Source organism: Pseudoalteromonas sp. NZS100_1, assembly GCF_015864285.1.
GTDB lineage: Bacteria > Pseudomonadota > Gammaproteobacteria > Enterobacterales > Alteromonadaceae > Pseudoalteromonas > Pseudoalteromonas arctica.
In genome coordinates this window covers 23,754-50,556 of sequence record NZ_JADYXN010000025.1, presented here as the reverse complement: position 1 = coordinate 50,556, position 26,803 = coordinate 23,754, and the positions used below count along the sequence as shown (strand labels likewise).

The following is a 26,803-nucleotide window of genomic DNA, read 5'->3' as shown; positions in this document are numbered from 1 at the left end:
ACCAATGAACACACATACTGCTATTTTCGATCACTGGATACGAACAGAGTTTGTCACTTTAAATAGTGAATTAGAGCAGCTTTATTGGCAGCAAACCGATAAAGCAAATGTAGAAGGAATAGGCGAGGCCTTAAAGCAACAATTAGAAAAAGAAGGCAACGTATTAATTAGTAATTTATTAGCCGAGGGAAACACAGATCAAGGCTTTGATAGCGCTTTTGACTTACTCGGTAACGTAGGATTATTTATGGCAGCGTGTAGGCGCCATGAAATTACCGAACCAAGCAGAGAAACCAGCTCTCCACTAATAGATGCTTCAGCGCTTGCTATGCATATTGGCGCATCGATTGGCGTAACCCCTCGTTTTGCTACCGCCCACTTAACTACTCATAACAAAGCACTTAACGGTATTTATAAACGATTTACCAATTTACCTGATGAAAAGCTGTTTCTTGATTATAACACTCAAGGCATTTTGGCCTACAAACGGGCAAGTGATGCATTATTAAAAATATTACCACTGGGGATTTCGCATCCTTTATGTGGTGAGTTATTAGAAGTAGCTAAACAAGCGCTTATAGATGTAATTGAGTCAAACAATGCACTTTATTCTGAGCTCGATACAGATCGATTTTTTAACTGCGTTCGCCCTTATTATAAACCGTACCGTGTAGGTAAAGAGGTTTACAGAGGTGCAAATGCTGGTGACTTTGCAGGTATTAACGTGATTGATATGCTGTTAGGACTGTGTAGTGCAAACGAGCCTAGTTACTCGCAAATGCTGGTGGATAAGTTTTTATATATGATGCCAGAGGATCAACAAATCCTACGAGAAGCCATGCGTATGCAAAGCTTTATGGATGACTTTTTACAAGCCAAACCATATAAAAATACAGATTGGTTTAAAAGCCACGCAACGTTATTTATTCAAGTGTGTAAATTACATGGCGACACCGCAGTCGGTCATCATAATCAACTGGTTGAAAAGTTTATTGCTCAGCCCTCAAAAAATATGCAACAGCAGCATATGAGCAAGGTAACAGCAAGTGGTCCGCCGCTTAATGTGTTACTTGATTCGCTCGAAAAATTAAGAGATAGGCGAGCCAGTGCCAAACGCGACGATATAAAAACACGTTTTGACGATCTAAATACACTTAAAGAATGGGTTAAATAGCATGCTTAAAAATGATTTTTGTATGGCCGATGGCTGTTATTTATTAAACCACTCGGTAGGGCGTCCTCTTAAAAATACACAGCAATATTTAGATCAGCATTATTTTTTACCATGGGAGAGCTCAAATAAAGAACCTTGGCAACAATGGCTGCCCGCAGTTGAGCAATTTACTACCGCGCTTGGTAAGTTATTTAATGCGCCTAGTTCGCAGTTTTGTCCTCAGGTTAATTTATCAAGTGGCTTAACAAAGTTGCTTATGTCGCATCCACGGCTACAGCAAAAAAATTGTAAAGTGCTAATGGCACAAAGTGATTTTCCGAGCATGGGTTTTGCAATGCAAAAAGCATTACCAGAGTGCGCACAAATTATGTTTATACCTGAGCACGAAGATTTAAGTGATATTAGTGTTTGGCAGCGTTATATAACTTGTGATATCGATTTAGTTTTTATAAGCCATGTGTATTCAAATACAGGTGTACAGGCGCCTGTGTACGATATTGTAGCTATAAGTAAATTAACCAATAGTTTATCAATAGTTGATGTTGCTCAGTCAGCGGGTGTTATACCGCTTGATTTAAGCATACTCGATGCTGACTTTATGATTGGCTCGAGCGTTAAATGGTTATGTGGTGGCCCAGGTGCAGCTTATTTATGGGTTAACAAAAATCAAATAGAGTATTGCGAGCCTAAAGATGTGGGGTGGTTCTCGCATCAAAATCCATTTGAGTTCGATATTAACCATTTTGAATATAACGCCAGTGCGCTCAAGTTTTGGGGTGGTACTCCCTCTGTAGCACCTTATATTATTGCCGCAAATAGCATTGCTTACTTTGCAGAGCTAACTGCTCACAAGGTAAGGGATCATAATTTAGCTATGCTTACGCTTATTCATGAGCAACTAGGCAAATATGTTGCATCACCTATGAGTAGTGATAAATGCAGCGGGACAGTTATTTTGTTTTTTAACAAGCAGCAAGACCATGTACTTACAGAGCTTAATAAAGCGAAAGTCAGTGTAGATGCCCGTAAATTTGGGATACGAGTATCGCCACATATTTATAATACTCAAGAAGACGTTGCGCAGTTTATCTCGATAGTAAAACGAGCGCTTAAGGGTTTTGGCTAAGCTGCTGCTTTCTTTGTTTTAATGACTCTATTTTTTGCTGCGTTTGATTAATTGATGCGTCGTAAGCTTGCTTTAACGAATTTGTTTTAGTTGCGATAGCATCAGCAATAGACGAAGCGCCTAAACGATTGGCTTTATCTTGAGTCATGTAATCTATCTGCTGTTTTTTAGCTGCGTATTCTTTTTGGCTTTGTGCAATAGATAGCTCAAGACGCTTTATTTCTCGTTCTATTTGTTGAACTTCTAAGTAGTCATCCACAGAGGTGTCGGTAATACCTTTACCGGGCGTAGAGCTTTTGTATGCTTCAATTACGTTTATATCTTTAAGAGTAATAACTTGTGCATCTTTAGCGCAAGGCGTTTGGCTAAAGGTAGGAACGCCCTTAATTACACACTTATACACTGTTGTACTTTGTGCCAAGGTAAAAAATGGTGCTGCCGCGCAAACTGATAGCAATATGAACCGGATCATAGCTAAACCTAAAAGTGGCTAAAGTTGTGTTAATAATGCCCTAAGTTATTACTAGGCACAATTTGTTTAGTTTTTATAAATTTTAGGCACAAAAAAACCACAATTAAGTGGTTTAAATTAAGTATGGTCCAGAGGGAGGGATAGACTTGCTTGCTTGCATGTAATCAATCGCTGCGCGACGCTTGCAGCGGCCCAAAATGTTCCAGACATTTTGTCGAACCCTGTCGAGGGTTCTCACCCTCCCAATTTAGTATTGGTGTTAAATTTTAGGCACAAAAAAACCACAATCAAGTGGTTTAAATTAAGTATGGTGGAGAGGGAGGGATAGACTTACTTACATCCATGTAATCAATCGCTGCGCGACGCTTGCAGCGGCCCAAAATGTTCCAGACATTTTGTCGAACCCAGTCGAGGGTTCTCACCCTCCCTATTTTGTACTGGTGTTAAAATTTAGGCACAAAAAAACCACAACTAAGTGGTTTAAATTAAGTATGGTGGAGAGGGAGGGATTCGAACCCTCGATAGAGCTACAAACTCTATACTCCCTTAGCAGGGGAGCTCCTTCGGCCACTCGGACACCTCTCCAACGCATAACCGTTTGTATTGATGGAAGTAAAAAAAACCACCAATTAAAATATGGTGGAGAGATAGGGATTTGAACCCTAGATGGGCTATAAACCCATGCCGGTTTTCAAGACCGGTGCATTCGACCACTCTGCCATCTCTCCGTGACGCAGAATAATACTTAGGTGATACCGCTGTGTAAATAGCAAAATGACTGTTTGCCTAAAAAACGTACGTAAATGAGGTTTTTTTTGTAAATAAGGGGAAATTAAGGCAATTTTTAATAAAATAAATAGGTTGCAGCAAACAAGGGGGAGCTAAATAAGTGACTTCATTTAGTGGTTGAGTGTTCGCTGCACCGAAAAATAATCATGGTTGGGTGATTATTTATATTGAGCTGCGCCGCTAAGTGCTAGTCTTTTACCAATAGTGTTAAGTCTAGCTAACATTCTTGCTTTACGGTTAGTTGGTTTAACTGCTACTTGAGCTGCTGCTGTTTGATTTAATGTGTTAATTGGTTTCATTATTTTGCTCCGGGTTGTATATGTTGAAATCGCGTGCATTTTGCACGTTGTTTGATTAAAAAGACAACGATAAAAATTGAGCCTGACGGATTAGTTAAACTAATCCTTATTTATTTTATTAACGTGCGGTTCAGTGTTTTTTATTATGGTTTTTGCATAAATAGTTAAAATAAAATCGGCGTTACTCTCACCAATACTGGTATTTGTGTGTGTTTTTATTTATTTATATGCATTTTACACAACCTTTTTTGACTAGTTATTCAGATTAAAAAAACTCAATTAAACTCTTTTTTATTCGTTCTCAAATACATTGTTGGAAACAAAAGCTTGTCACTACTAATAATTATTAAACCAAGTACAAAAAAACAGAATGAAAAATCACTAATGTGGCTTAAAAGCATCTGTAAAAAACGCAGTTTTTCTTATTGTATGTTTACTACAACAGGAAACTTTAACAATGACTGCGCTCAAATAAGGTTGCTACTCAGTAAATTTACCAAAGTAGTTGTACTTGGCGGAGACGGTACATTGAGCTTGGCGGTTAATGCGTTAATAGGGAGTAGCTGTACGTTAGCATTATTGCCTTGCGGTACAGGTAATGATTTCTCGAGAGGGTTTAGTTGCAAAGAAGATGATTGGCGAAAGGCATTATTTAATACACCGACAGCAATTGATGTAGGAAAAATTAATAGTCGCTATTTTATTAATATTGCAGGGGTAGGGTTTGATGCTCATGTAGTTAAAGCGATTAATGCTAAAGCTAGTTTTTCATCTTTTGATTACAGTTGGACGAGCATTAAGGAGCTATTTTATTATCAAGCTCAGCAGTTACAAGGTACGTTTAATAACGATGTTAGGCAGTATAAAAATTTAATTACCGTATTTGCTAATCATAAGTACTTTGGTGGTGGTCTAGAAATAGCGCCAAAAGCAGATTTAACTGATGGGCTGCTTGAGTGTTATCAAATGCGATCGGGTGGGCTTTTTTATAACGTAATAAGCTTTATGAAGTTGTTTTTTAAGCGCCATCAGCATATAAAAAACCTTAACTACAGTCGCTTAAATACAGCTTCCATAAAAACTGAAGGGTTATTGATTGAAGCAGATGGTGAACTGGTAGATAAAACTCCTGCCGTTATTAGTGTACATGGGCAGGCTTTACTTTTTCATATGCCAATAAAAAAGCGCCTACAGTAGGGTAGGCGCTTTTACGTTAGTTGCGTTAATAACGCGTCTAACTGGGGACGGAGCCACTTTTAGCCATTGCTCTATTAGCTAAAAAGGCGTTAATTCGTTTTGTTGGGGTAAGCACAATGGCGTTACCTAATAGCACTAGGCTAAATCCTGCAAAGGTATTTGCGTGCCATTCAAAGCCTTCAAAAAAGCTACTCAGTGTTACTGCCACTAGTGGGAATAAAACAATAACGTAGCTGGCTTTTTCAGGGCCTATATTTCTAAGTAGAGCAAAGTAGCAACCAAAAGCGATTACAGTGCCAAATATTGATAGATAAAGTAGTGATAGCCAGTAACTTGGTGGAGCGTTTAAACTAAATTGCACATCGTTCATTAATACATATAAAGCCAAGCCTATAGCGCTGTATAACATGCCCCATGCATTGCCTTGCAATACACCAATTTGTTTACGAGAATTACGAACGCTTACCATATTTCCTAATGAAGCCACAAAGGTGCCACCAAGGGCAAGTAGTAACCCGACCAATGCACCATTACTCAAGTCGAACTGCTGTAACTGTGGCCAAAACAGACACGTAATACCTAATACAGCGAGTACAGCACCTGTATAAATTCGTTTTGAGATTGGCTTACCAAAAAATAACCGAGTATTGACTATGTTCATAACCAGCAGCATTGAAAAGGCAATAGAGGTCATGGCTGAGGTAAGGTGATTTTGTGCCCAGTAAAGCATTAAATAATTTAATCCAAAATTACAAATGGCTAATAAAACAAAAAAGCCATGATCCAGTAACTTAAATCGCATGTCGGGTTTTTTGTACGCTACATATAACCACATTAAAAGCGCTGCAATAGCAAAGCGATAAAATAACGATAACTCTACCGCAATATCACCTAACTGAAACTCTATGGCTAACCAAGTTGAGCCCCAAATTAAAACGGTTGTAATGTATAGCGCTGCACTTTTCATGGTTAGTCTCCAAAGCCCGGTTGAATGGCTATTTTAAGATCTATCTGTATACTTACCATATACAGAAAAGTAAAAATGTAACCTATACAGATTTGGTGTGTGATGATAAGACAAAAAAATAGCCAAGGGCATGAGTTTTTATATCAGCAAGTTATTCAGTTGATTAGAGATATGAGCGCTCAACAAGTTTTACTCCCCGGCGAAAAACTTCCATCACTGCGTAAAATGGCAGATAACTTAAGCATAAGTATCCCCACTGTAAAACAGGCTTACCAGTCACTTGAAGATCAAGGGTTGGTAGAGGCGCGTGAAAAATCAGGATATTTTTTAAAAGTCGTTAGCATGGCGCATAATTTACCTAAGCGAGTTAAATTAAGTCGCGAACCTGTTGTGGTAAATAAACAAGCCTTAATAGAGCAGGTGTACAGCGCGATTCATCAAGCGAACGTAGTCCCTTTTGGTATAGCTAACCCAATTGCCGCAGCACCTACCGATAAAGCACTCGCCAGAAACATGCGCCGCGTAATGACAATTGCGGGCAGTAAAGCCATAAACTATGGCCCAACAGATGGGTTTGTACCGCTGAAAAAGCAATTAGTGCATCGCTATTTAGATTTTGGTATTGGCATTGATATGGACGAGCTTGTGATCACCAATGGTGCGCAAGAGGCCATGGCTATTGCGCTTAAGTGTGTAACAAAGCCAGGCGATGTAGTGGCTATTGAGACACCTTGTTATCACGGGATTATAGAGCTAATAGAAAGCTTAGGGCTTAAAGCGCTCGAAATACCACTGTGCCCAGATAATGGCATTTGGTTAAGTGATTTGGAGCGCGCTTTGAATGAGCATGACATAAAAGCGTGTTTATTCTCGACAGCAATTAGCAACCCTGTAGGCAGCTTTATGCCAGATACAAACAGGCAGCAGCTGGTGGAGTTACTCGAAAGCCACGACGTAGTGCTTATTGAAGATGACGTATACGGCGATTTATATTTTACGGCAAAACGAGGCACACCTGCTTTAGCGTACTCTAAAAAAGGATTAGTGATCAGTTGCTCATCTTTTTCTAAAACCGCAGCGCCTAGCTATCGTGTGGGTTGGGTCGTTGCCGGTAAATTTGCAACACAAGCGCGGCGATATAAACGAGCACTAAGTTGCTCCGCTTCGTTAATAAACCAATGGGCGTTATCAGAATTTATTGCCAGCGGCGAGTACGACCGTAACTTAAAGGTACTCAGGCAGCGCCTGCGCGATAACAAAGAGCGTATGCGATGGTGTTTACAACAAGCTATGCCAAAAAATACACGTATAAGCGATCCAAAAGGAGGCTGTGTAATGTGGCTAGATTTGGGAGGCGAATACGATAGCCAAAAATTATTTTTACTTGCTCTTGAGGTTGGTATTAGTATTACCCCTGGGCTTATTTTTTCAGCCTCTAATAAGTATAAAAGCTGCGTAAGGTTAAGTTATGGTGTGCCGTGGAGCGAGCAGATAGAGCAAGCAATTATTACTCTGGGTAAGCTCACTTTATTAGCTAAAAAGTAAGTTTGGGAAACACAAAAAAGCAGCATTTAAGTAAACTTAAGTGCTGCCAAAGGGATGTTAAATAACGTTTGCTGTACTAATTGTGTTTAAAGCTAAATAACTGGTAACCTTTAAGCTCTGGCACTTGCATTACTAATTGCTCTTCTTGTTTTGCAATATCAGCAAAGTTTTCACATAAAGAGTTAGCTCTCTCTTCAAGTGCGCTTGCATGTAGCTCTACTTTTTCTTCTATTTGTGCACCCATATTTTCCATGCGTTGTTCAAAGGCATCCATATCGCCGCCTGAACCAAGTAACTCAGAACCTAAAGCCACTAAAATACTGCCCATTGATTGCATTACTGCTGATTCAACCGCTGTTTCTATCTGCTGCTCAAATTGTTGTTCAAAGTTTTCGCCAAATTGATTAAAACTTTGTTGGCCCATTACAAATGTACCTTGCTGGTAAAATGTATTTTCTACCTCAATTTTAATGTCGTCCATAAGCTCAGACATATTATCAAGACCGTCAATATTAAATGCATTGCCTACTTCTTCTAATGCCACACCGGCAATTTTAACACCCTCTAACGCTATATTAGCTACTTCAGGTAATTGAGTGCGTAAGCTGTCAGAGTACTTATTCAGTGCTTCGCGTTGTGAGCTATTAAGCGCTACAAGCTCGCCATTTACGGTTAAGTCACCATGGGTATTAAATTGCATAGTTTTATTATTGGCTGTAAAAATTTCTAATTCGTTTGGTTTAATACGTACATCGTTTTTAAATTCGACGTTACATTCATCGTTACTAAATGAAATTGCAGAATCGTTGTCGTTATGAGCCATAGCGGCTGGCGTACAAATTAATGCGCTAACTAATAGTAATTTTTTCATGTTTGTTCTCTACTTTTTGTTGATGACGATTAATTAATAACAAGTTTGATGCCAGTTTTATTTTTTTATAAAAAACAATTGATTAAGTGTTTTTCTTTATTTTTTAGCAAGTCAAAATAATTAATAAATAGCTATTTTTTAGTCAAATTGGCTAACTAATAAAAATTAATAAATTTTATTTATCGATACGATAAAAAACTCTCACTTTCCTCAATTCAAATTTAGCGCTATTTATTCACATTACTGACATGAAGACTATTTACAGTAGTCGCGTGGCTTTATTTTGATGTTAATTTGCAGAGCACTTTGGCATTAAACATTTTTAATTTTACCGGCTATTGCGATAATAAAATCCTTGGTTGGTCTCAAACACTTTATGGAGTGGGTTGTGGGTAAGACATTTAGTTACGATGCGCTAGATGACGATTTTGTTGAAGACGAGTACGAAATGCTCGGACGTAATCAACACGATAAGAACAAGCAAAAGGTTAAAAAGAAGTTGGAAGACTACCTTGAGCAAAAACGCTTGCGTAAAAATCTAGGCGAAGACGATTTAAGCGATTACACCGATTAAATTTCACTAGTATAAATAAAATACCAATTAATATTGAGAGTTTAAATGTGCAGTTATGCGTATGTTTAAGTTTCAATAGTATTGGCAATAAAGAGGCCTTGCGCCTCTTTATTACTTTTCAAAGCGTACTTTTAGCCTGTGCTAATACTTTTTGAATTGTAAGTTCTAGCTTTTCGGGTTTAGTAAAAGGTGCATAACGTTTAATTGGTGTACCATCTGCGGCAATTAAAAATTTAGTAAAATTCCACTTTATTTTACGTGTTAAAAAACCAGGTAAAGCTGATTTCAAGTGACGAAATACAGGATGTGCATGCTCACCGTTTACATCTACTTTGGCCGCCATTAAAAAGCTCACACCAAAATTAATTAAGCACCCTTGCTCTATTTGTGTTGCGTCTCCGGGTTCTTGTTGACCAAATTGATTGCACGGAAATCCCAGAATAATTAAACCTTGGCTGGCATACTTATTGTGCAAAGCTTGCAGTGACTCGTATTGGTAGGTAAATCCACATTTACTTGCGGTATTAACAATAAGCACAACCTTCCCTTCAAAATCATTAAAGTTGATCGGTTGACCCTGTAAGCTTGTTGCGCTTAATTGATGAAATTCGTGCATATTGGCGTCTTTTTTATTGTTGTTAGCCGCATTTTAACCTGAGTGCAGTATTTCATAAAGTATAAAGATCGCACTAATTTAAAATTAGAAATAGCCCCATACCGGCAAGCGTAGTGTAATAAATATTATGTGTTTTGTAGGCAACAATAATGGCGACTATTGCTGCGCTTAAATAAGGGTTTTGCCAGTTTAAGTTAATGCCATCTTCATTCAAAAACACGATAGGCACCCAAATTGCTGTAAGCACTGCAGGTGCGCTAAAGCTTAAAAATTGCTGCATTTTAGGGCCTACTTTAAACGGTAAAGCACGGTGTAAAAACAAATAACGCGTAAAAAATGTAATGCACGCCATGAGTAAAATAGTCGTCATCATGGCGTTACTTCCTTTTTAGTGGTTAGTCTTGCTGTGCTGTAACCTGCGGCCATTGCCAGCAGCGCTGAGCAAACAAGCCATAACTCAAATCCTGTGCTTTTTAAAAGCGTTGCGCCAATGCCTGCTACAATTACCGTAACGAGTGAGGCCAAATTTTTAATGCCCGGAATAACCAAAGCTATAAACGTGGCAGCAATAGCAAAGTCGAGCCCTAAATTAGTTAAGTCGGGTAGCATTGTGCCTGCTACAATGCCAATTAACGTCCAAATATTCCATGCAATATAAAAGCTAAAACCAGCGCTCAATGCGTATATTAAACGTGTTTTTGTTCTGTATGCTTTTCTATGGTGAGAAAATGCAAATAGCTCATCGGTTAATACAAAACTTACTGGTAAGCGCCAACGCATAGGTTGATCAATGACCTTATGACGCACAGCTAAACCGTATAAAAAGTGCCGAGAGCTAATAATAAATGTTGTGAATAAAATTGTTAGCAATGGTGTGTTGCCCGCCATAAGTTCAATTGCAACAAGCTGTGCGGAGCCTGCAAATACTAATAACGACATTGCTTGGGTTTCAAAGGCGCTAAAACCATTTTGAATCGCTAAAGAACCACATAAAATGCCCCAAGGAACAACAGCTAAACACAGTGGTAGCATATCTAAAAAGCCTTTTAAAATAGCTTTTTTAACTGGTTGCATGATATTTACTCGCACGGCTTGTAGAATGGCTCATAAGGATACCTTAATATTATGATGTTAAAGTAGTTAACGAATTAGATAATACTGTTTTTTTAAGGATAGGCGCAATGACGACGTTAAAAGTGTGGGATGGGTTTATTAGATGCTTTCATTGGTTTTTGGTTGTAAGTATTGCGGTGCTTTATTTTAGTATTGAAGAGGGCATGATTGAGCTTCATTTTGTTGCTGGGTTCTTTACTTTAGCACTCATCGTAACGCGTTTAATATGGGGCATTATCGGAAGTAAAACCGCGAGATTAAGTGGGTTGCTGCACTCTCCTCGTGCTATTTTAAAGGCACTAAAGACACCAAGCGACTCGCTAGGTCATTCAGCACCTGGCAGTTGTATGGTAATGGTATTTTTTATAATTATAATTACGCAGCTTATTACCGGGTTAATGAGTAGTGATGGCATTTTAACTGACGGCCCGCTTGCTCAATATGTGTCTAGCAATACGATTGATTTTGCAAATTGGCTACATGAGCTGAATTTTGACATTTTACTTTATGCTATTGGTTTACATGTATTAGCTATTATTGTTTATAGAATAAAAGGTAAGCCACTAGTTAAGGCGATGATCACAGGCTCAAAAGAGTTAAAAGCGGATGACTCTGAGGCTAAAGTAACAAAAGCGTCTTGGCCTGCGTGGCTAATATTTATATCTTTATTGGTGTTGCTGATATTTACGTGGGCAAAAGAACCTTTAACTTATTTATTTAGTTAAAAATACATTAAACCAACCTTAAAGGGTTGGTTTTTGTTTTTGGTTACATTCTTTTGTTTGATTGTTATGCGGGGCCGAATTATAATCGCCGCATTGCTGGCAAACTAATCGAAAGATTAGGGCGCAAAGTTTCCGGTCTAAGGCTTTTTATAAAGCTATGGTAGCGGGACTACTGCATAACGTGTTGTTATGTATCACTTGCCCTCAGTGTATTTTTTGTGTATCCATAGTGTATGGATAAGATTTTGTAACTCTTAAGGTGTTGCCGTGTTTATGCATACGTCGTTGGCCTGTGGAAAGTGGTCAACAATAGGTTGCTTAAATCATCATACCCAATTGTTTATTGGCGATGTGGTGAGTGTAACCTTTTATGACATGCAAGGAGAGCTAGTTAGTTTATCATTTGATTACAAAATCACCTCGCTTGAACAAGGTGAACCTCACGCATGGCCACGTTTAGTTGCCGAGCATATTAACGTGCATGTACCCCTTGTTAGCGCAGGTAAAATGACCGAACAAGGTTTAATTGTTGCCTATAGAAACAATGAAATTTTTGCTTTGCAAAGCAGTGGGATATGTAAAGCGCATGTCGATTTTCATTGTATTGCAAAATGCGATGAGCGTGTTGTTAATAACCTTGATACTTATGATTACGTGTACCCTGAAAATTGTGAAAACTATAATGCGGGTACAAAGGTATTGCAGCCAAAAACAGGGCATGTTTATCAATGTAAGCCTTGGCCATTTAATGAGTTTTGCCGCGCGAGTGACGATAAAAAGTTTATGTTCGAGCCCGGTGTTGGACAAAGTTGGGCTATGGCTTGGCAGCAAATATAAGGCTTAAGTGAATTATCTTCCCAAAGGTATAGCTGTTTTAGTAATGAAGCGTTTACCGTTTTAGCCCATCCAACTATTGGATGGGCTTTTTTATTTTTATGATAAACTGCAAATCACATTATTTTTTTAATTGGTTTTGTTGTGTCTCGTCCTGACTACTCTTTAAGTTTATTACCTAATTTCCCGATTGCTAAACAGCAAGCCCATACATTAAGTACTCATAATAAAATACGCACTGATAATTACTATTGGATGCGTGATGACGATCGTCAGGATGAGCAAGTACTTGCACATTTACATGCTGAAAATGCATATTGCGATGAACAGTTAGCTGCAATGAAGCCACTCCAAAATACACTTTTTGAAGAGTTAAAAGCACGCATTGTAAAAGACGATAACTCGGTACCCGTTAAAGACGGGAAATACTGGTATCACTCAGAAGTTCGTGGTGATGATGAGTACTCTCGCCATTATAGAAGCACGAGCATAAAGGCTGATAATAAAGAGCTTTTACTCGATGTGAATATATTAGCTGAGGGATTTGAGTTTTTTGAGCTAGGAGAAGTCGCACTAAGCCCATGCGAGCAGCTTATGGCTTACTCTGAAGATACTGAAGGCCGTCGTATTTATAATGTTCGCTTTAAAAGCTTAGCGGCAGATGAAATGCTACCCGACGTACTTGAAAATACAGAAGGACAAGTTGTTTGGGCGAACGATAACAAAACAGTTTTTTATGTAAAAAAAGATTTAAAAACGTTATTAGGATACCAAGTATTTAGGCATGAGCTTGGTAGCGAGCAAAGCCAAGATGTAATGGTTTACGAAGAGCAAGACAGCAGCTTTTTTATGGGGCTTGGTAAAAGCCGCGACGAAGGCTTAATTATTATTGATTTAGCATCGACAGAGACCAACGATACATGGGTGCTTGATGCTAATAAGCCCACTGACGAATTTAAAGCATTAATGCCGCGTGAAGATGGCCACGAGTTTGACGTAGATAAGCTAGGTGACACATTTTATATTGTGACTAACTGGCAAGCTAAAAACTTTAGATTAATGACAGCAACAAACGAAACGATTGCTGATAAAACACAATGGTTTGAGCATACAGCTCACAGAGAAAATGTACTGCTTGAAGGTGTAGAGTTATTTAATGACTTTTTAGTATTGAGTGAACGCGAGCAAGGGCAAGCTCGATTCGTAGTTGTTAATAGGCAAGGGAATCGTATGGCACTTGAGTTTGCCGATCCTTGTTATTATGCTGCAATAGCAATGAACCCAGAGCCAGACACACGGACTGCGCGTATTTATTACTCAAGTTTAACAACACCAGGCTCTTTATATGATGTTGATTTAGCAACTGGCGAAAAAACACTGCTTAAACAGCAAAAAGTACTAGGTAGTTTTAATGCCGATGACTATCAGTCAGAGCGATTAATGGTAACTGCTCGCGACGGAGTTAAAGTACCTGTATCTGTTGTTTATCGAAAAGACAGCTTTAAAAAAGATGGCACAAATCCGTTATTTCAATACGGCTATGGCGCCTATGGTTATACGATTGATCCTAGCTTTTCTAGTTCGTCACTGAGCTTACTCGATCGTGGCTTTGTTTATGTTATTGCGCATGTTCGGGGCTCTGAAATGCTAGGCCGCGAATGGTATGAGCAAGGTAAAAAAGAGCATAAACAAAATAGCTTTAGTGACTTTATTGATGTGACAAAAGCGCTTGTTGATCAAGGTTATTGTGATAGCAATAAGGTGTTTGCCTCAGGCGGCAGTGCCGGTGGCCTATTAATGGGGGCGGTTGTAAACCAGGCACCAGAGTTATATTGCGGTGTTGGCTGTCATGTACCATTTTTAGACGTATTAACCACAATGCTTGATGAAAGTATTCCACTCACAACAAATGAATACGATGAATGGGGTAATCCAAATGAGCCTCAATTTTATGATGTGATAGAAGCTTACTCGCCTTATGACAATATTAGCGCACAAAACTACCCGAACATACTCGTTACTACTGGTCTTCATGACTCACAAGTGCAGTATTGGGAGCCTATGAAGTGGGTTGCAAAAATGCGTGAACTTAAAACAGACAGTAATATTTTAGTATTTAAAACCGATATGGATGCAGGTCATGGCGGTGCATCAGGTCGTTTTAAAAGCTTAGAAGAAAAAGCCCTCGAAATGGCCTTTTTTATTGCGCTGTTAAATTAACTGCAAAATCGGAAAATTGTATTACTCTATATATAGAAGTTGATATATATAAGGTAATTTATGTTTGGAGCACATGGCGAATTTCAGATTTGTTCACAGCCCCCTCATATGTATTTAAAATTGAAGGGGAGCTTTAACAATGAAGGTATAACATCATTAACTAATGGTGTTATTCAAGAATTGAGCACTCACCCTGAAAATACAATTAAGTTTGTGATTGTTAACTTAAAAGAGTTTGAACTGTTAACTTTAGATAGTCTTGATTCGTTAGAGGCCTATTTTGCGGGTGTAAAAGAACGTGGCTATCAACGAGTTGACTATATAAACATTAATATCATAGCTAAAAACATGTTTGAAAAAGTATGGAAAAATAGCGATGTAGAAGTTAATTTTTATAAAGATACTGAAAGCTATTTATTAGTGCATCCAAGTGATAGTTATATAAAACAGAACTGGTAATTAATATGAGTATTATAAACCGCTACTGAAGAGGGCTTATAATACTCTCTAAACACCCTTTATAGCGCCTTGAAAGGTTTAAGCACATATCGTTTTTAAGTCTGACTTTATAATCGCCACTGTCAGTAGGCATCAGTTCGCAGATAGCTTGTTTTCTTACCAGCGTTGAGCGATGAATACGAATAAACCCTTCTGGCTCTAGCTGCTGTTCAATATTTTTCATGGTTTCGCGGTGTAATACCGGTGTACTACCTTGTGTAAAATGTAGCTCTACATAATTGCCAGCACCATTAATCCAAATAATATCTTTTATATCAATTAGCCTTACCTTACCTACATCTTTAACTACGATATGTGATGATGGTTTTTCGGTTTGTGTGCTTTGTTGATATTTACGCTCGGCCGCGCTTGCAATCGGGCAAAGGTGAATCAGTTTATCAAAGCATTTATCAATACGTGGTGCAGTTGAATCTACTATTAAAAAATCAACAGCGCCAACTTCAAAAGCAAAACTCGCAAAATGACCCGACTGGGCAATAATGACTAACTTAAGCTTTTTAGCGAGCTCCGTTAAATGCACTATTTGCATAGGGTCAGCCAGATTAGTTAGTTCGTAAAACAGTACGTTGTATTGATCTGTATCTATCTGATCTAACCTGTTTGCCTGAATAAAAGATTGAGATTCAAAGTGTCGGTGCTCTTGCACGCGCTTTGTTAAAAATGTTGCAAACTTAGTGTTACTAACAAAAGTTAATGCATGAAAAGAAGCGACCATTATTTTATATCTCTTGCTGTATATAATAATAAAGACCGTGCTTAGCGGAAAAACTGTTATGAAAAGTACAATATATTTATAAAATAATTGTGACGTACTAATTCATCCCATCAAACTAGCTATTCATACCAAAGATTACGCCTAATAAATAATGCCCGTAGAGGGTTTAAATAAATCCCCTTACTGTAATCCGCGAAGTAACTATTTAGTTACAAAAATAACAATTCAGGGGAATTATATGACATTAACTAACAAAGGTAGCGCGCGATTATTTAAAAAATCGTCGTTAACAGTTGCGCTAAGCAGCGCGATACTTGCAAGCTTTTCATTTCAAGGTGTTGCTGCAGAAGATGACGAAATTACTAAAATAGAACGTGTACAAGTTACAGGTTCTCGTATCAGCAAAGCGAAGCTTTCTCAACCAGCACCTATTGTAACAATTACAGCCGAAGATATCGCAAAAGGCGGCACCCCTGATTTGGGCAGTATCTTGGCTGAGTTACCGTCGATAGGCGCAACAGATACATTAGTTGGCAATAATGACAGTAATGCGGCAGCAGGCGTTAGCTCTGCTGATTTAAGACGTTTAGGGGCCGCAAGAACACTTGTTCTAGTAAATGGTAAGCGCCATGTAGCGGGTGCACCAGGTTCATCACAAGTCGATTTAAATACGATACCTTCAGCACTGATAGAAAGAATTGAAATTATCACAGGTGGTGCATCTGCTATTTATGGCTCTGATGCTGTATCGGGTGTTATTAATGTTATTTTGAAAGATAATTTTGATGGTTTACAATTTAATGCATCAGTTGGTAATTCAACAGAGGGTGTAGGTACTGAAAACCATAGCTTTAGTGTTGTAGCTGGGACAGATATTGCTGGTGGTAAAGGTAATATAACATTCTTCGCAGGCCAAGACAGAGTACGCCAGGTTTTAGCCAATGATTTACGGCAAACAAATGCTTATGGCACAGTAGATAACCCATTAAATACTGGTGAAAATGATGGTATTCCAGATCGTTTAACAGTGCCTAATGTGCTTTCTGAAAGAATAAGTGAAAATGGTGTAATTAATCCATTTGGCGATAGTGGAAGTATCTATACTTTTAATAATGGTGGTAGAGCTGAGTTAATGCCAGCACGGGAAGCAAGCGGTAGCTTTGCTTTTGGTAATTTCCCTGATGGTTGTGAATTTTGTGCTAATACACAAGATTATGAAAATGTATTACCAGAGCTTGAAAAGTTAACACTTGGTTCTACATTAAATTATAACCTTACAGATAATCATACATTTTATAGTGACTTTAAATTTGTGCGCACTGAAGTTGAGCAGCAATTTCAGCCATCTTTTGAATTCGGTGGTATTTTCATTGATGTTGAAGATAATCCATATTTAGATAGCAACCTTCGCCAGCAGCTGCTTAGTGAAGGTACTACTAGCGTTGAAATGTCTAAATTTTTTGGTGAGCTAGGAAACCGGAGCGCAGATAATAAACGTGAGTTATTTCGTGTTGTAACTGGGCTTAAAGGGAACTTCACTTTAAGTGAGACGGACGTTGATTATGATTTTTATTATGTTTACGGCCAAACAGATAATCGCCGAAAAACGCTTAATGATTTAATTCCAGATAATTTGGTTGCTGCACTTGATGCCGTGATTGATCCTGCTACAGGTGAAGCTGCATGTCGAAGTCAGGTACCTAGCTTACAAGGTGAAGGTTATAGTGATCCTGCTAGTGTAAATGGTGGCGCTTGTACTCCATACAATGCATTTGGCTTTGATCAAGCCTCAGCAGCTGCTAAAGATTATGTATCAGCAGATGTTACTCGTACAGATACAATTACCCAAGAATTTATTGGCGGCAGTATAACGTTTGATACAGGTGAGTTTTTTGAGCTTCAGGGCGGCGCAATTGGTTTGGCTACCGGTTTTGAATACAGAGAAGAAACTTCAGAAAGCATTACTGATGAGTTTACAAAAGCTGGATTCTTATCAAACGCGGCTACACCTGATGCATACGGTGAGTTTGATGTAACCGAAGCATTTATTGAAATCAACTTACCTCTATTAACTGATGTAGCATTTGCAAAAGAGTTAACTCTTGATGCAGCTTACAGAACAGCTGATTATTCTCATGCAGGTAACGCTGATGCGTGGAAAGTTGGTTTATTGTATCGCCCTATTGATGATGTTCGTATACGTGGTACCTATGGCCAAGCTGTTCGTGCACCGAATATTACTGAAGCATTTGATCCACAATCACCAGGCTTTGCTAATATAGCAGACCCTTGTGATGCTGATCGCATTAACGATAATCCAAATCGTGTAGCTAACTGCGCAGCACTAAATATAGATTCAGGTTTTCAAGCTAACGATAACGTAAGTGTAGATCTTATTAGTGGTGGTAACCCTAATTTAGAATCTGAAACGTCAACGTCATTAACAGCAGGAATTGTTTGGACACCAAGCTTTTTTGAAAACTTTTCATTAACAGTTGATTACTATGATATTGAAATTGAAGACGCAATTTCTTTTATCGCAGCGCAAAGCGTGATTGATAACTGTGTTGATGCTGCAGGTGGGCCAGATGCTGCGTTCTGTTCGCAAGTTGATCGTGATTCAGGTACTAATGATATTGCACTAGTTCGTTCTGGGTATTTAAATGCAGCATCAATAACAACAAGAGGTATTGAAGCTGATTTTGATTATGATATGAGCCTTACTGATTATTCATTAGAAGGTGATTTGAAGTTTAACTTATTTGTAAATCACCTGCTTGAGCTTGATGTTTTTGAATTCCAAAATCTTCCAGATACAGTAAATGTTGAAGACGGGGAAGTTGGAGACCCAGAATGGCAGGCTCGTTTTTCTGCTGTATACAAGTACAACGACCTTACACTTAACTGGACTACTCGTTATACAGACCGCTCAGCGCGCTTTGATTTATCACCAGACGGTGATATTGAAGAGGATTTACAGCCTGGTTACGTCGGCTCTATTATAACGCATGACATTTCAGCAAGTTATAACGTACTTGATAATGCACGTGTAGATTTTGGCCTTCGCAATGTAACTGATAAGTTACCTCCAGCATATATTTCTGCTAGTGGTGGTAATGAAGCTATTTATGATGCTGTCGGTCGACGTTTTTTTGCTAATTTTAGTATTAACTTTTAATTTTAGTGAGCATAGCTCACTAAAATAATTAGCTAGATTTACGTTGTGCATCTTAAGCAAGGAAAGGTGCATAACGTCAAATCTCCCCTGTTTTTGATTATTTTGCTAGGGGCGATTAACTCGCCCCTATCTATACAAGCTGTCATTCAAAAATGATTATTTTATTAAGTCAGACTATTAATTGATTGCACCAAAAATTACCCATCTAAATAACCGCATGCTACGACTCTACCTTTTAATTAAATTCCTTTATCTAGGCCATAACAGAATATCTAATAGTGTAGCCAAAATTAATTTTTACTATAAATTTAGAAGAAAATAAGCCATAAATTAGTATTTGTTATGGCTTCTTCTATTCAGAGTAAATAGACTTTTTTTGGATAAAATATGTGGCGAAAATCCCGATAATATTCTGACTCACGAAGCTACTATGCTGGAAAAGGCTAAAATTGAATAAGAGTATTGCCGTAGGCTATATTACGTTTATTCAATGATATGAAACTAATGTGCTACTTATAGCGGTATATGAGCATTGTGCCCACTTAAACCAAAAACAACGCCACTGGTAACAGGGGCGTTGTTTAGTATTGGGGGGAGACTAATATAGTAACCGAATCGCTTGATTATTTAACGATTTATCCCTATTTGTGGCCCTCTTCATTGAGGGCTTTTTTTTGCTGGTTTAATCTAAGTAAGCCTTTAGCATCCAAACCAATTTTTCTTGCTCTGAGATGTAATCGCTCATTAGTGAGGCTGTACCTTCATCATCTGCATCACCAGCTTGGGTTAAAATATCACGCTGCATGTGAATTAATGTACTGTAACCAGCAAGTAGATTCTCTACGGCTGTAACACCATCACTAATACCTTTAGCTTCTTTAATTTTACTTACTTCAAGGTAATCAGAAAATGCATGTAGTGGTGCGCCATCTAACGTTAAAATACGTTCTGCAACTTCATCTACTTTAAGAAGTAGTAAGTTATAAATCTCTTCAAACTTAACGTGTAGTTCAAAAAAGTTACGGCCTTTAATATTCCAGTGAAAACCACGCGCGTTCATGTATTGAATCTGGTAGCTACTCAATAATGTATTGAGTGACTTTATGATGTCTTCGCTTTTTGCGCTGTTTAGACCAATTGCGTTTACATGTGACATAACTTGCTCCTGAATAACCGTTTGTTTGTGAACTTGTAATAAGTATTACTAATTTCGATAAATTAGTAAAATCGTTTAAATGTATCTAGTTAATAGTTTTAACCTATTAGCTGTTTTTGATACCTATATTCACTTTAGACTATTAATAGAAGTGGGTCTGATTAATAAAAATACTACCCCTCAAAAGTAAATAAACCTCAAAAGTATATAAATCATGATCTAAAACAAACTTTATTCAAGGTAATAACTTAGCTATTTTTTTATTGATGCAGGTCAAAAATCATCCACCCTAACGGCGCATAATAAAGTTATCGAAATAATTAGGAGAGATAACATGCATGCAAAAACAGCAAAACAAAATAAAGCAGAGTTAATAGTGGTCGGTATTGCAGTCATCGCATTTGTATTAGGGTTAGTAGCCCACTTAGCGGGTGCGAGCTTTGCGAACTCAGATTTTTTTGGCTACATTGCAGCACCCATTCCGCTTATATTGGGAGTAGTATTTTTAATTAGCTATAAAATAGCAGCCAATGCAGAGGACTAATCGCCCTCACTTAGGCATTTTAAAATGTAGTCGAGTACTTGGCGCGAGTAAATCATACTGGTATGGCTTAAATGAAACACTTTGTGTTCTGCCATACCTTTAAGTTTGGTTTCATCTAGTAATACGGTGCCATCTGACTGGCTACCCTTAACTATTAAAGGCATAAGCCCAATAGGTAAATCGCCCGCAATACTGTAAAGCTTAGCTTTAAAAGGCCAGTTACCATTTTTAGTAAGCAAAAACTCAACACTATTTTTTAAAAATGATTCAAACCCTTTTTGCTTCATTTTTTGCGCTATATGGCTGCCTTTATGTGGCGTACCTAGGGTAATTACCTTCGTAATATTCTGGCTAGCAGGAGAGTTTGCCTCTAGGTAAGCGCGAGCAATTAGCCCGCCCATAGAGTGGCATACAAGCGCTGCAGGTTCGTTAGAAATACACTCATCAATTTGAGCAAAAATAGTATCTCGATTAGGGTCAAGTGTATTATAGGTAATGTTTAATACCGTCATCCCCGACTCTTTAAGGCGCGAACAAAGTGGGCGCATAACAAAGCCAGACATATACAAGCCATGTAAAACAATAACGTGTTTAACTTTCATATGCTCCCTGATACCAATTTTATTAAAAACATGATCATTCTAGCGTATTAAATAACCCGCTACCTGCGTTAAAAATTATTTATATAGAACAACTATATGTCATAATTTTCGCCTTGCTATCGACTTATTTCCTTGTCGCTATAATAGATAACTAATTTAATGCAATTGGTATAATCTATCTTAGTTACATTAATTGCTGTGGTTTTATTTCAATATTGGTTGTATCGGTATTTACCCATACTTCACCATCTTGAATGGTAATGGCGAGCTTAATTCCACGATCAACTAAAGCAGCAAGTGCTTGTGTTGCTGCATAATCAAGGCTAAAAATACTTAGATTTTTAAATTCATACAATTTAGGTTGGTGTTTTTGCCACCAAATTGCTTGATTGTTTTCACCGTAAGTATATAGCACCACTTTTTTAGATTTATTACAGGCTTTTTTAAGGCGTTTTTCATCTGGTAAGCCAAGCTCAACCCACAGCTCTATCTCTTCACTATAGCTTACATGCCAAAGTTCAGGTTCATCATCAGCACTTAGCCCTTTAGTAAATTCTAAACCATCACAGCTATTTAGCGCAAAAGCGAGTAAGCGAATCATCAACCGCTGATCGGTTTCTGATGGGTGTTGAGCCAAGGTTAAATTAAAATCTTGATAAACGTGGCGGTCCATATCGCTAAGCGATAACTGCACTTTCATAATGGTGGATTTAAGAGCCATAACAACTAATCTGAAAAAATTTGCGTCAGTATAGCGCAATTAAATGAATTGCCAGTTAAAATAGCGGTTAATTATACGTTAGGAGTTAAAAATGGCTATCCAGTGGTTCCCTGGGCATATGAATAAAGCCCGCAATGAAATTAAAGAAATAATGCCACAAATGGATGTGATCATTGAAGTGCTTGATGCGCGCATTCCCTACAGTAGTGAAAACCCGATGGTGGCAACCTTGCGTGAAGGTAAGCCGGTCATCAAAATTATGAACAAAGCTGATTTAGCTGATCCTAAAATGACTCAAATCTGGAAAGATTATTTTGAGCAAGAAAATGGCGTTAAAGCTATTTCTTTTGGACATGATAAAGCGGCTGAAGTGCATCGTATTAACGAACTTTGTAAAAAGTTAGTGCCGCATAAAGTGGGTGCCGATAAGCAAATTAAAGCCATGATAATGGGTATTCCTAACGTGGGTAAATCTACGTTAATTAATGTACTAGCTGGGCGTATAGTTGCAAAAACAGGTAATGAACCTGCGGTAACTAAAGCGCAGCAACGCATTAAGCTTGAAGACGGTATTATGCTTTACGATACGCCAGGTATGCTTTGGCCAAAAGTAGAAAATGAAAACTCTGGTTATCGCTTAGGCGCTACCGGTGCCATTCGTGATACGGCGCTTGAGTATGAAGAAGTAGCTAGCTATACCGCTGAATATTTATTACGTGCATACCCAGAGCTTTTAAAAGCGCGTTATAAGATTGCCGAACTTCCTGAAAGTGATTGGGAGTTTGTTGAGATGGCGGGTAAAAAACGTGGTTGTATTCGTGGTGGCAACCAAATAGACACGTACAAAATGTCTGAAATACTAATCAACGAATTACGCGACGGTATTATTGGCCGTATTACTATGGAAACTCCGCAAATGCGTGAGGAAGAAGAAGTAATGGTTGCTGGTTTGCGTGCCGCTGCAGAAGCTAAAAAACAAGCTAAAGAAGAAGAAAAGCTTCAACGCCGAGCGCGAGCTCGTAAAAACCGTCGTTAATATTTAACCTGAGTTCAGGTTATTTAATTAAAGTGATTTAGTTTTACTAAATTACAGACATAAAAAAAGCCCGTAAGGGCTTTTTTAGTTTCATATCTACCGTCACCGATATGAGCAATGTAGCAAGTAAAATAGTAGGGCGGTTACTCATCATCAACATCAAGGGGCGTTGCGGTTCATAACAAGTAACCATAGCTGTTTACGTGCGCCACACGTTGTTTCAGGGTCGAGAAACAAATCAATTCATTCCTTAACAAGTGGTATGCAATCCGTCTTGTTGATATTGATTATCAGTTAGATCTAACTGTCTGTCAACACCTAAATGCAAATAATTCTTATTATTGTGGTGCTTGTTTTTTATTCATATATAAATCGGCTAGTTAGCACTGCCATTTCATAAAAATGCTTATCTTGGTTAAGCAATTAAGAATAGATTTTTAATACTTATTAAATAATTTGATATGAATTTTTATTATAAAAGTATTGACCTTTCAAAGTTAAAATAAATTCAAGCTAGGAATGATTTTATCGCCTTCCAAGACAGCGACTGCTTTGATATAAAATCAAATAGTCTCTTGTAAAGTCTTAGCCCCCAAAGATCAACAGCCTTTAATTAGTAGCTAAAAATATTCGTACTTAATTGGATATTTTAAGCCACTAACGCACTTTATTTACTGTTATACGTAAATTAATCTGCTCCACTAGTACTTTATCCTGCTTGTTTAGACGCCCTACAATGAGCAAGAAATCACTACCGTCAGTTTTTATTACTTTAATGCTTGTGTTATCAAGTTTGGTTTTACCATAGGTGGTTTCTATTTTTTCTATGTCTTTAAAGTGACTAAGATCCGATTCAAGCCTGCCGTCATCGTTTTTGTAGTAACTAAAAATATAGTTCTCGGTTATTCCGTTACCGTCTTCTCGGTAATCAAATACTGCATCGCTATAAAAATAAAGTATTTCTTCGTTTTCAGGTGTTAGGCGATTACGTTTTAAAAAGTGTACTTGGTAAGACCATAAACTATCGCCTTTTATAATTGCGGCATTGGGTAAAATATTTACTTCTTGAAGTACGCCTAAAAATAATAGAGGTGCAAACGCAAGCGAGATTAAATACTGTCTAATTCGCCAGTACGAGTTGTAATGTAGGGCTTCTTTACTTGTATCGGTTTGTTCAATGTAGCTAACTAGAGGCAACCATAAAAATGGCATTATACAAATCACTATGGTTGCGTATTCGTCCATTCGATAAGCAAAGGCGCTGGCGAGTACCATTAGCCAGAGTGTTAAGGCAGTCCAGTTAGGCATTACTCTATTTTTGTTTAACTGTTGTTGGCTGTGCTCTGCAAGTGCGAGATACAAAGGGTAATACCATAAAAACGCAAATATACCTCGAGCAATAGGCATAATACTTGAGTTGTCGCGTTCTTTAATGGCTTTAAAGTTACGATAACTCCAATAATTAACAAATATGCCTAAACTTAAAATACTGTAAATAATAAACTTACTTACAGATACTGCATAAAATGGACTATCTTCAAATTTCACTTTTTTTGCTGACTCTAATCGCCAATCGGCGAAAAAGAATATGAGTACTAAAATATAGCCAGCCAACACATACTTAAGCCAGCTATAACCAAAGCTATCTAGCACATCAGCTGTTGTTTGAGGCGTTTCGGTCGTTTCCGCGTATTTTAGAATAGGGTAATGGGTTGCTGATATTAACTTTTTACGCTGTGCTAAATAATCATCTATTTGAGCGGCTTTAATATGATCTTGTTTTGCGTAATAGTCATAACTCAGTGTTAAAACATTATCATTAAATTCAGTAGTTGTTTTTAGGTTGAAGTAGTCGTTATCAATTTCTTGTTGATCGCTATCAAATCCCCAACCTTTTTCTGCAAAATGTAGTTTTATTGTGGTGTTAATTATATTGGGGTAGCCAAAGTAGAGTGGGTCGGTGCGATTTACCTGCTTTGGTTCGTAAACGCTATTTTGTATTTCATTCGCGTAAAAACTAGCTTCGTAGCCTTCGTCTGTTTTTTCCCAAAATTCACTAATTAAATACGATTCTTTGGTTATTAGTTTACCCTTTTGTTCTTGTTCACTAATAGTCATTGCTTCATTGATTGATAGATCCTTTAAAAAGCCTTGGTAATACTCGAAGTAAGATTTAGCAACGCTATTTAGACCACTGCTGGCTATATTGCTTCTTCGGTTAATAGCTTCAAATTCAGCATAAGTGTACTGGGTTTCAAAACGTGATGGCTCAGATACTTTTTCAGCAATAAAAAAGTTATCTTCTACAGATACATTTGTATGTACAGGTTTTTGCGCCATTGAAGTTAAAGTGGTTTCACCTTTATCAATAATTAGGGCATAGCCATAATTAGGCTGTGCTAAATATTCGAGAGTACCTCGTTGGTAGCTAACCGTAGGATCGAGCCAGTAGCGTTTTCCGTTTTGTTTAAGCGTAACAATTACGTGATTAAATACACTTGCAGAAGGTGGAAGTTCTTTTAAACGTTTGGTTTCCTCTGTATCAACTAGCGCAGGGAAGGCCTCTATATCCATCGCTTTTAATAACGAGATAAGCAGTACTGTTTTATCTTTGCAATCGCCATATCGTAGCGAAAGCGTTTCTGAAGCTGACGTTGGTTGATGCGAGTTAGTGCCCATTTCAAGCCCTAAATATCGAACTTCGTCTTGGCTAAAGCGCAGTGCTGCTGCAATTTTGTCTGATGTTTTTGTGTGTTTTGCTTTTATTTCTTCAGCTACATCCAAAATGCTGTTTGGGGTTTCTATGGCTGATTGATAAAGTGGATATGCCCAGTTAACTACCTGACCCCAATCGTCAAACTCAGAAAAGTAAACTTGTGTATATGGGTCGTACCACGTTGGGGTTTGAGAATTCTGCTCGAGTAAGGGTTCTTCAAAAAGAGTTATAGAATAATCTTTGCCATATTTGTTAAGCGTTTCTTGAATATCTGCTGTGCCGTTTATTGTATTAATATGTAAAGGCGTTTGTTTACCCCAAAGTACACGCATATTTTGTTGCACTACGGGTACCGACCAGTTTAGCGTGCGTCTTGTACTAAATTTATTAGCATATATAGGGTTGCTACCTGCCACTGTGTAGCTGTAATCAAGTATGTCGCCACTGCGCATATCATCAATAATAATGTTGAGTGATAAGCTACCATTATAAATACGATCAGCTAACTCAGATTCACCTTGTATAACCGTCATTCTCGCGCTGCCAAGCTTATCAATACGCTCATTATTTCTAATAATCGTTAAGCTGTTTAGTGTTAGCGACTCATAACTTGGATCAAAATCAAGATTAAGCTGGCTTATATAATCAACACCACTTTGATTTAAAGCTTTCATAACCAAACGCGTATAGCGTTGCTGTTTTTGTCTGCTCGGTATATAGGATTGGTTATCGAGTAACAAATAAAGTGTGCCGTCACGTACCTTGGTTATGTCGGAATGCTTGGGTTGCTCAATAATATGTGTATTAACCCAATTAGCTGGTTTATCTATTTTATATTGCTGCGCAAAAATACTATGAGAGGAAATTAATAAGGTAAGTGCAATTAGCCAAGAGCTGAGTCGAAGGAAGTTCCATTTCATTGTAGGGTCTTATAGTTGTTTTTATAAATACTATTGAAGGAATAATGTACCAAATTTAGGCTTTTTTGACAATGAGATGTTAATTGAATCCATCCACATATTTATATCTATAATTATGATAATGAATAAGTTCAGCTCAATTTAGCTTATTATTTATATGCATAGGTTATAAAT

The 26,803-nt window shown here is 37.8% G+C and carries 24 protein-coding genes, 2 tRNA genes and 1 riboswitch; of the genes, 12 read left to right on the top strand and 14 right to left on the bottom strand.

What is annotated here, in order from left to right; genetic code table 11:
• Positions 1-4: 4 nt before the first annotated feature.
• On the top strand, positions 5-1,174 hold the full coding sequence (locus I6F66_RS15550) for a monodechloroaminopyrrolnitrin synthase PrnB family protein (protein ID WP_024592221.1): 1,170 nt from the start codon (positions 5-7) through the stop codon (positions 1,172-1,174).
• Position 1,175: 1 nt separating this feature from the next.
• Positions 1,176-2,300, top strand: coding sequence for an aminotransferase class V-fold PLP-dependent enzyme (locus tag I6F66_RS15545; RefSeq protein ID WP_197209468.1), 1,125 nt, complete (start codon positions 1,176-1,178; stop codon positions 2,298-2,300).
• On the opposite strand, the gene I6F66_RS15540 is transcribed toward I6F66_RS15545, so the two are convergent.
• From I6F66_RS15540 to I6F66_RS15525, 4 genes are all read right to left on the bottom strand, one after another.
• On the bottom strand, positions 2,284-2,772 hold the full coding sequence (locus tag I6F66_RS15540; RefSeq protein WP_007579794.1) for a DUF4124 domain-containing protein: 489 nt from the start codon (positions 2,770-2,772) through the stop codon (positions 2,284-2,286). The two genes, I6F66_RS15545 and I6F66_RS15540, sit on opposite strands and share 17 nt — an antisense overlap.
• A gap of 492 nt (positions 2,773-3,264) precedes the next feature.
• Positions 3,265-3,357, bottom strand: a tRNA-Ser gene (locus I6F66_RS15535).
• A 52-nt stretch (positions 3,358-3,409) separates the two neighbouring features.
• Positions 3,410-3,500, bottom strand: a tRNA-Ser gene (locus I6F66_RS15530).
• Positions 3,501-3,719: 219 nt separating this feature from the next.
• Positions 3,720-3,860, bottom strand: a complete 141-nt coding sequence (locus I6F66_RS15525; RefSeq protein WP_010554841.1) for a hypothetical protein — start codon at positions 3,858-3,860, stop codon at positions 3,720-3,722.
• Positions 3,861-4,187: 327 nt separating this feature from the next.
• Between I6F66_RS15525 and I6F66_RS15520 the strand changes: the two genes are divergently transcribed.
• Positions 4,188-5,057 carry a diacylglycerol kinase family protein gene (locus tag I6F66_RS15520; RefSeq protein ID WP_024593834.1) on the top strand — a complete coding sequence of 290 codons (870 nt, stop codon included), beginning with the start codon at positions 4,188-4,190 and terminating at the stop codon, positions 5,055-5,057.
• A gap of 37 nt (positions 5,058-5,094) precedes the next feature.
• On the opposite strand, the gene I6F66_RS15515 is transcribed toward I6F66_RS15520, so the two are convergent.
• A complete protein-coding gene (locus I6F66_RS15515) occupies positions 5,095-6,024 on the bottom strand; it encodes a DMT family transporter (protein ID WP_007579798.1) in 930 nt (309 codons plus the stop codon).
• A gap of 102 nt (positions 6,025-6,126) precedes the next feature.
• Between I6F66_RS15515 and I6F66_RS15510 the strand changes: the two genes are divergently transcribed.
• Positions 6,127-7,569, top strand: coding sequence for a PLP-dependent aminotransferase family protein (locus I6F66_RS15510; protein WP_007579799.1), 1,443 nt, complete (start codon positions 6,127-6,129; stop codon positions 7,567-7,569).
• A gap of 76 nt (positions 7,570-7,645) precedes the next feature.
• Here the strand turns inward: I6F66_RS15510 and I6F66_RS15505 are convergent, their stop codons facing one another.
• Complete coding sequence (locus tag I6F66_RS15505) at positions 7,646-8,440, bottom strand: YggN family protein (protein ID WP_007579800.1); 795 nt, start codon at positions 8,438-8,440, stop codon at positions 7,646-7,648.
• Positions 8,441-8,828: 388 nt separating this feature from the next.
• Here I6F66_RS15505 and I6F66_RS15500 point away from each other — a divergent pair, with 388 nt between their 5' ends.
• Complete coding sequence (locus I6F66_RS15500; protein WP_007579801.1) at positions 8,829-9,014, top strand: PA3496 family putative envelope integrity protein; 186 nt, start codon at positions 8,829-8,831, stop codon at positions 9,012-9,014.
• A gap of 118 nt (positions 9,015-9,132) precedes the next feature.
• Here I6F66_RS15500 and I6F66_RS15495 read toward each other — a convergent pair whose 3' ends face one another.
• The 3 genes from I6F66_RS15495 to I6F66_RS15485 all read right to left on the bottom strand — a co-directional run bounded on the left by I6F66_RS15495 (position 9,133) and on the right by I6F66_RS15485 (position 10,704).
• Positions 9,133-9,630: a glutathione peroxidase gene (locus I6F66_RS15495; protein WP_197209467.1), complete on the bottom strand. Its 498-nt coding sequence runs from the start codon at positions 9,628-9,630 to the stop codon at positions 9,133-9,135.
• A 73-nt stretch (positions 9,631-9,703) separates the two neighbouring features.
• Positions 9,704-10,003 (bottom strand): AzlD domain-containing protein, encoded by a 300-nt coding sequence (locus I6F66_RS15490; protein WP_004335020.1) that lies wholly within the window; start codon positions 10,001-10,003, stop codon positions 9,704-9,706.
• The gene (locus I6F66_RS15485) at positions 10,000-10,704 is read right to left on the bottom strand and encodes an AzlC family ABC transporter permease (RefSeq protein ID WP_197209466.1); all 705 of its coding nucleotides are present in this window, start codon (positions 10,702-10,704) and stop codon (positions 10,000-10,002) included. The genes I6F66_RS15490 and I6F66_RS15485 overlap by 4 nt, the downstream gene beginning before the upstream one ends.
• Before the next feature lie 107 nt (positions 10,705-10,811).
• Here I6F66_RS15485 and I6F66_RS15480 point away from each other — a divergent pair, with 107 nt between their 5' ends.
• The 4 genes from I6F66_RS15480 to I6F66_RS15465 all read left to right on the top strand — a co-directional run bounded on the left by I6F66_RS15480 (position 10,812) and on the right by I6F66_RS15465 (position 14,981).
• Complete coding sequence (locus I6F66_RS15480) at positions 10,812-11,468, top strand: cytochrome b/b6 domain-containing protein (RefSeq protein ID WP_197142144.1); 657 nt, start codon at positions 10,812-10,814, stop codon at positions 11,466-11,468.
• An 88-nt stretch (positions 11,469-11,556) separates the two neighbouring features.
• Positions 11,557-11,645, top strand: a riboswitch (cyclic di-GMP riboswitch).
• Between the two features lie 96 nt (positions 11,646-11,741).
• On the top strand, positions 11,742-12,305 hold the full coding sequence (locus I6F66_RS15475) for a chitin-binding protein (protein WP_197119983.1): 564 nt from the start codon (positions 11,742-11,744) through the stop codon (positions 12,303-12,305).
• 141 nt (positions 12,306-12,446) lie between these two features.
• On the top strand, positions 12,447-14,522 hold the full coding sequence (locus I6F66_RS15470) for a S9 family peptidase (protein WP_197209465.1): 2,076 nt from the start codon (positions 12,447-12,449) through the stop codon (positions 14,520-14,522).
• 60 nt (positions 14,523-14,582) lie between these two features.
• A complete protein-coding gene (locus tag I6F66_RS15465) occupies positions 14,583-14,981 on the top strand; it encodes a hypothetical protein (protein ID WP_007579808.1) in 399 nt (132 codons plus the stop codon).
• 22 nt (positions 14,982-15,003) lie between these two features.
• Here I6F66_RS15465 and I6F66_RS15460 read toward each other — a convergent pair whose 3' ends face one another.
• Positions 15,004-15,756 carry a LytTR family DNA-binding domain-containing protein gene (locus I6F66_RS15460; RefSeq protein ID WP_165741075.1) on the bottom strand — a complete coding sequence of 251 codons (753 nt, stop codon included), beginning with the start codon at positions 15,754-15,756 and terminating at the stop codon, positions 15,004-15,006.
• Between the two features lie 238 nt (positions 15,757-15,994).
• Between I6F66_RS15460 and I6F66_RS15455 the strand changes: the two genes are divergently transcribed.
• Positions 15,995-18,934: a TonB-dependent receptor gene (locus I6F66_RS15455; RefSeq protein WP_165729129.1), complete on the top strand. Its 2,940-nt coding sequence runs from the start codon at positions 15,995-15,997 to the stop codon at positions 18,932-18,934.
• 682 nt (positions 18,935-19,616) lie between these two features.
• Here I6F66_RS15455 and I6F66_RS15450 read toward each other — a convergent pair.
• Complete coding sequence (locus I6F66_RS15450; protein ID WP_165726624.1) at positions 19,617-20,090, bottom strand: Dps family protein; 474 nt, start codon at positions 20,088-20,090, stop codon at positions 19,617-19,619.
• A 334-nt stretch (positions 20,091-20,424) separates the two neighbouring features.
• On the opposite strand from I6F66_RS15450, the gene I6F66_RS15445 reads away from it, so the two are divergent.
• A complete protein-coding gene (locus tag I6F66_RS15445; protein WP_166421115.1) occupies positions 20,425-20,634 on the top strand; it encodes a hypothetical protein in 210 nt (69 codons plus the stop codon).
• Here I6F66_RS15445 and I6F66_RS15440 read toward each other — a convergent pair.
• Together I6F66_RS15440 and I6F66_RS15435 are read right to left on the bottom strand one after the other, a co-directional pair.
• Positions 20,631-21,236 (bottom strand): alpha/beta fold hydrolase, encoded by a 606-nt coding sequence (locus I6F66_RS15440; RefSeq protein WP_197209464.1) that lies wholly within the window; start codon positions 21,234-21,236, stop codon positions 20,631-20,633. The genes I6F66_RS15445 and I6F66_RS15440 overlap by 4 nt on opposite strands.
• Before the next feature lie 184 nt (positions 21,237-21,420).
• A complete protein-coding gene (locus I6F66_RS15435; RefSeq protein WP_165729128.1) occupies positions 21,421-21,957 on the bottom strand; it encodes a YaeQ family protein in 537 nt (178 codons plus the stop codon).
• Positions 21,958-22,048: 91 nt separating this feature from the next.
• Here I6F66_RS15435 and ylqF point away from each other — a divergent pair, with 91 nt between their 5' ends.
• Positions 22,049-22,993 carry a ribosome biogenesis GTPase YlqF gene (gene ylqF, locus I6F66_RS15430; RefSeq protein WP_010554855.1) on the top strand — a complete coding sequence of 315 codons (945 nt, stop codon included), beginning with the start codon at positions 22,049-22,051 and terminating at the stop codon, positions 22,991-22,993.
• 657 nt (positions 22,994-23,650) lie between these two features.
• Here the strand turns inward: ylqF and I6F66_RS15425 are convergent.
• Positions 23,651-26,629, bottom strand: coding sequence for a DUF3857 domain-containing transglutaminase family protein (locus I6F66_RS15425; RefSeq protein ID WP_197209463.1), 2,979 nt, complete (start codon positions 26,627-26,629; stop codon positions 23,651-23,653).
• Positions 26,630-26,803 lie beyond the last annotated feature (174 nt).

Excerpts from the sequence above, each read along its gene's own strand:
- I6F66_RS15455 (WP_165729129.1), top strand. The coding sequence starts at position 15,995 with ATGACATTAACTAACAAAGGTAGCGCGCGATTATTTAAAAAATCGTCG.
- I6F66_RS15515 (WP_007579798.1), bottom strand. The coding sequence starts at position 6,024 with ATGAAAAGTGCAGCGCTATACATTACAACCGTTTTAATTTGGGGCTCA.
- I6F66_RS15490 (WP_004335020.1), bottom strand. The coding sequence starts at position 10,003 with ATGATGACGACTATTTTACTCATGGCGTGCATTACATTTTTTACGCGT.
- I6F66_RS15475 (WP_197119983.1), top strand. The coding sequence starts at position 11,742 with ATGCATACGTCGTTGGCCTGTGGAAAGTGGTCAACAATAGGTTGCTTA.
- I6F66_RS15445 (WP_166421115.1), top strand. The coding sequence starts at position 20,425 with ATGCATGCAAAAACAGCAAAACAAAATAAAGCAGAGTTAATAGTGGTC.
- I6F66_RS15425 (WP_197209463.1), bottom strand. The coding sequence starts at position 26,629 with ATGAAATGGAACTTCCTTCGACTCAGCTCTTGGCTAATTGCACTTACC.
- I6F66_RS15550 (WP_024592221.1), top strand. The coding sequence starts at position 5 with ATGAACACACATACTGCTATTTTCGATCACTGGATACGAACAGAGTTT.
- I6F66_RS15485 (WP_197209466.1), bottom strand. The coding sequence starts at position 10,704 with ATGCAACCAGTTAAAAAAGCTATTTTAAAAGGCTTTTTAGATATGCTA.
- I6F66_RS15495 (WP_197209467.1), bottom strand. The coding sequence starts at position 9,630 with ATGCACGAATTTCATCAATTAAGCGCAACAAGCTTACAGGGTCAACCG.
- I6F66_RS15460 (WP_165741075.1), bottom strand. The coding sequence starts at position 15,756 with ATGGTCGCTTCTTTTCATGCATTAACTTTTGTTAGTAACACTAAGTTT.
- ylqF (WP_010554855.1), top strand. The coding sequence starts at position 22,049 with ATGGCTATCCAGTGGTTCCCTGGGCATATGAATAAAGCCCGCAATGAA.
- I6F66_RS15505 (WP_007579800.1), bottom strand. The coding sequence starts at position 8,440 with ATGAAAAAATTACTATTAGTTAGCGCATTAATTTGTACGCCAGCCGCT.
- I6F66_RS15480 (WP_197142144.1), top strand. The coding sequence starts at position 10,812 with ATGACGACGTTAAAAGTGTGGGATGGGTTTATTAGATGCTTTCATTGG.
- I6F66_RS15545 (WP_197209468.1), top strand. The coding sequence starts at position 1,176 with ATGCTTAAAAATGATTTTTGTATGGCCGATGGCTGTTATTTATTAAAC.
- I6F66_RS15450 (WP_165726624.1), bottom strand. The coding sequence starts at position 20,090 with ATGTCACATGTAAACGCAATTGGTCTAAACAGCGCAAAAAGCGAAGAC.
- I6F66_RS15525 (WP_010554841.1), bottom strand. The coding sequence starts at position 3,860 with ATGAAACCAATTAACACATTAAATCAAACAGCAGCAGCTCAAGTAGCA.
- I6F66_RS15510 (WP_007579799.1), top strand. The coding sequence starts at position 6,127 with ATGATAAGACAAAAAAATAGCCAAGGGCATGAGTTTTTATATCAGCAA.
- I6F66_RS15540 (WP_007579794.1), bottom strand. The coding sequence starts at position 2,772 with ATGATCCGGTTCATATTGCTATCAGTTTGCGCGGCAGCACCATTTTTT.
- I6F66_RS15440 (WP_197209464.1), bottom strand. The coding sequence starts at position 21,236 with ATGAAAGTTAAACACGTTATTGTTTTACATGGCTTGTATATGTCTGGC.
- I6F66_RS15465 (WP_007579808.1), top strand. The coding sequence starts at position 14,583 with ATGTTTGGAGCACATGGCGAATTTCAGATTTGTTCACAGCCCCCTCAT.
- I6F66_RS15435 (WP_165729128.1), bottom strand. The coding sequence starts at position 21,957 with ATGGCTCTTAAATCCACCATTATGAAAGTGCAGTTATCGCTTAGCGAT.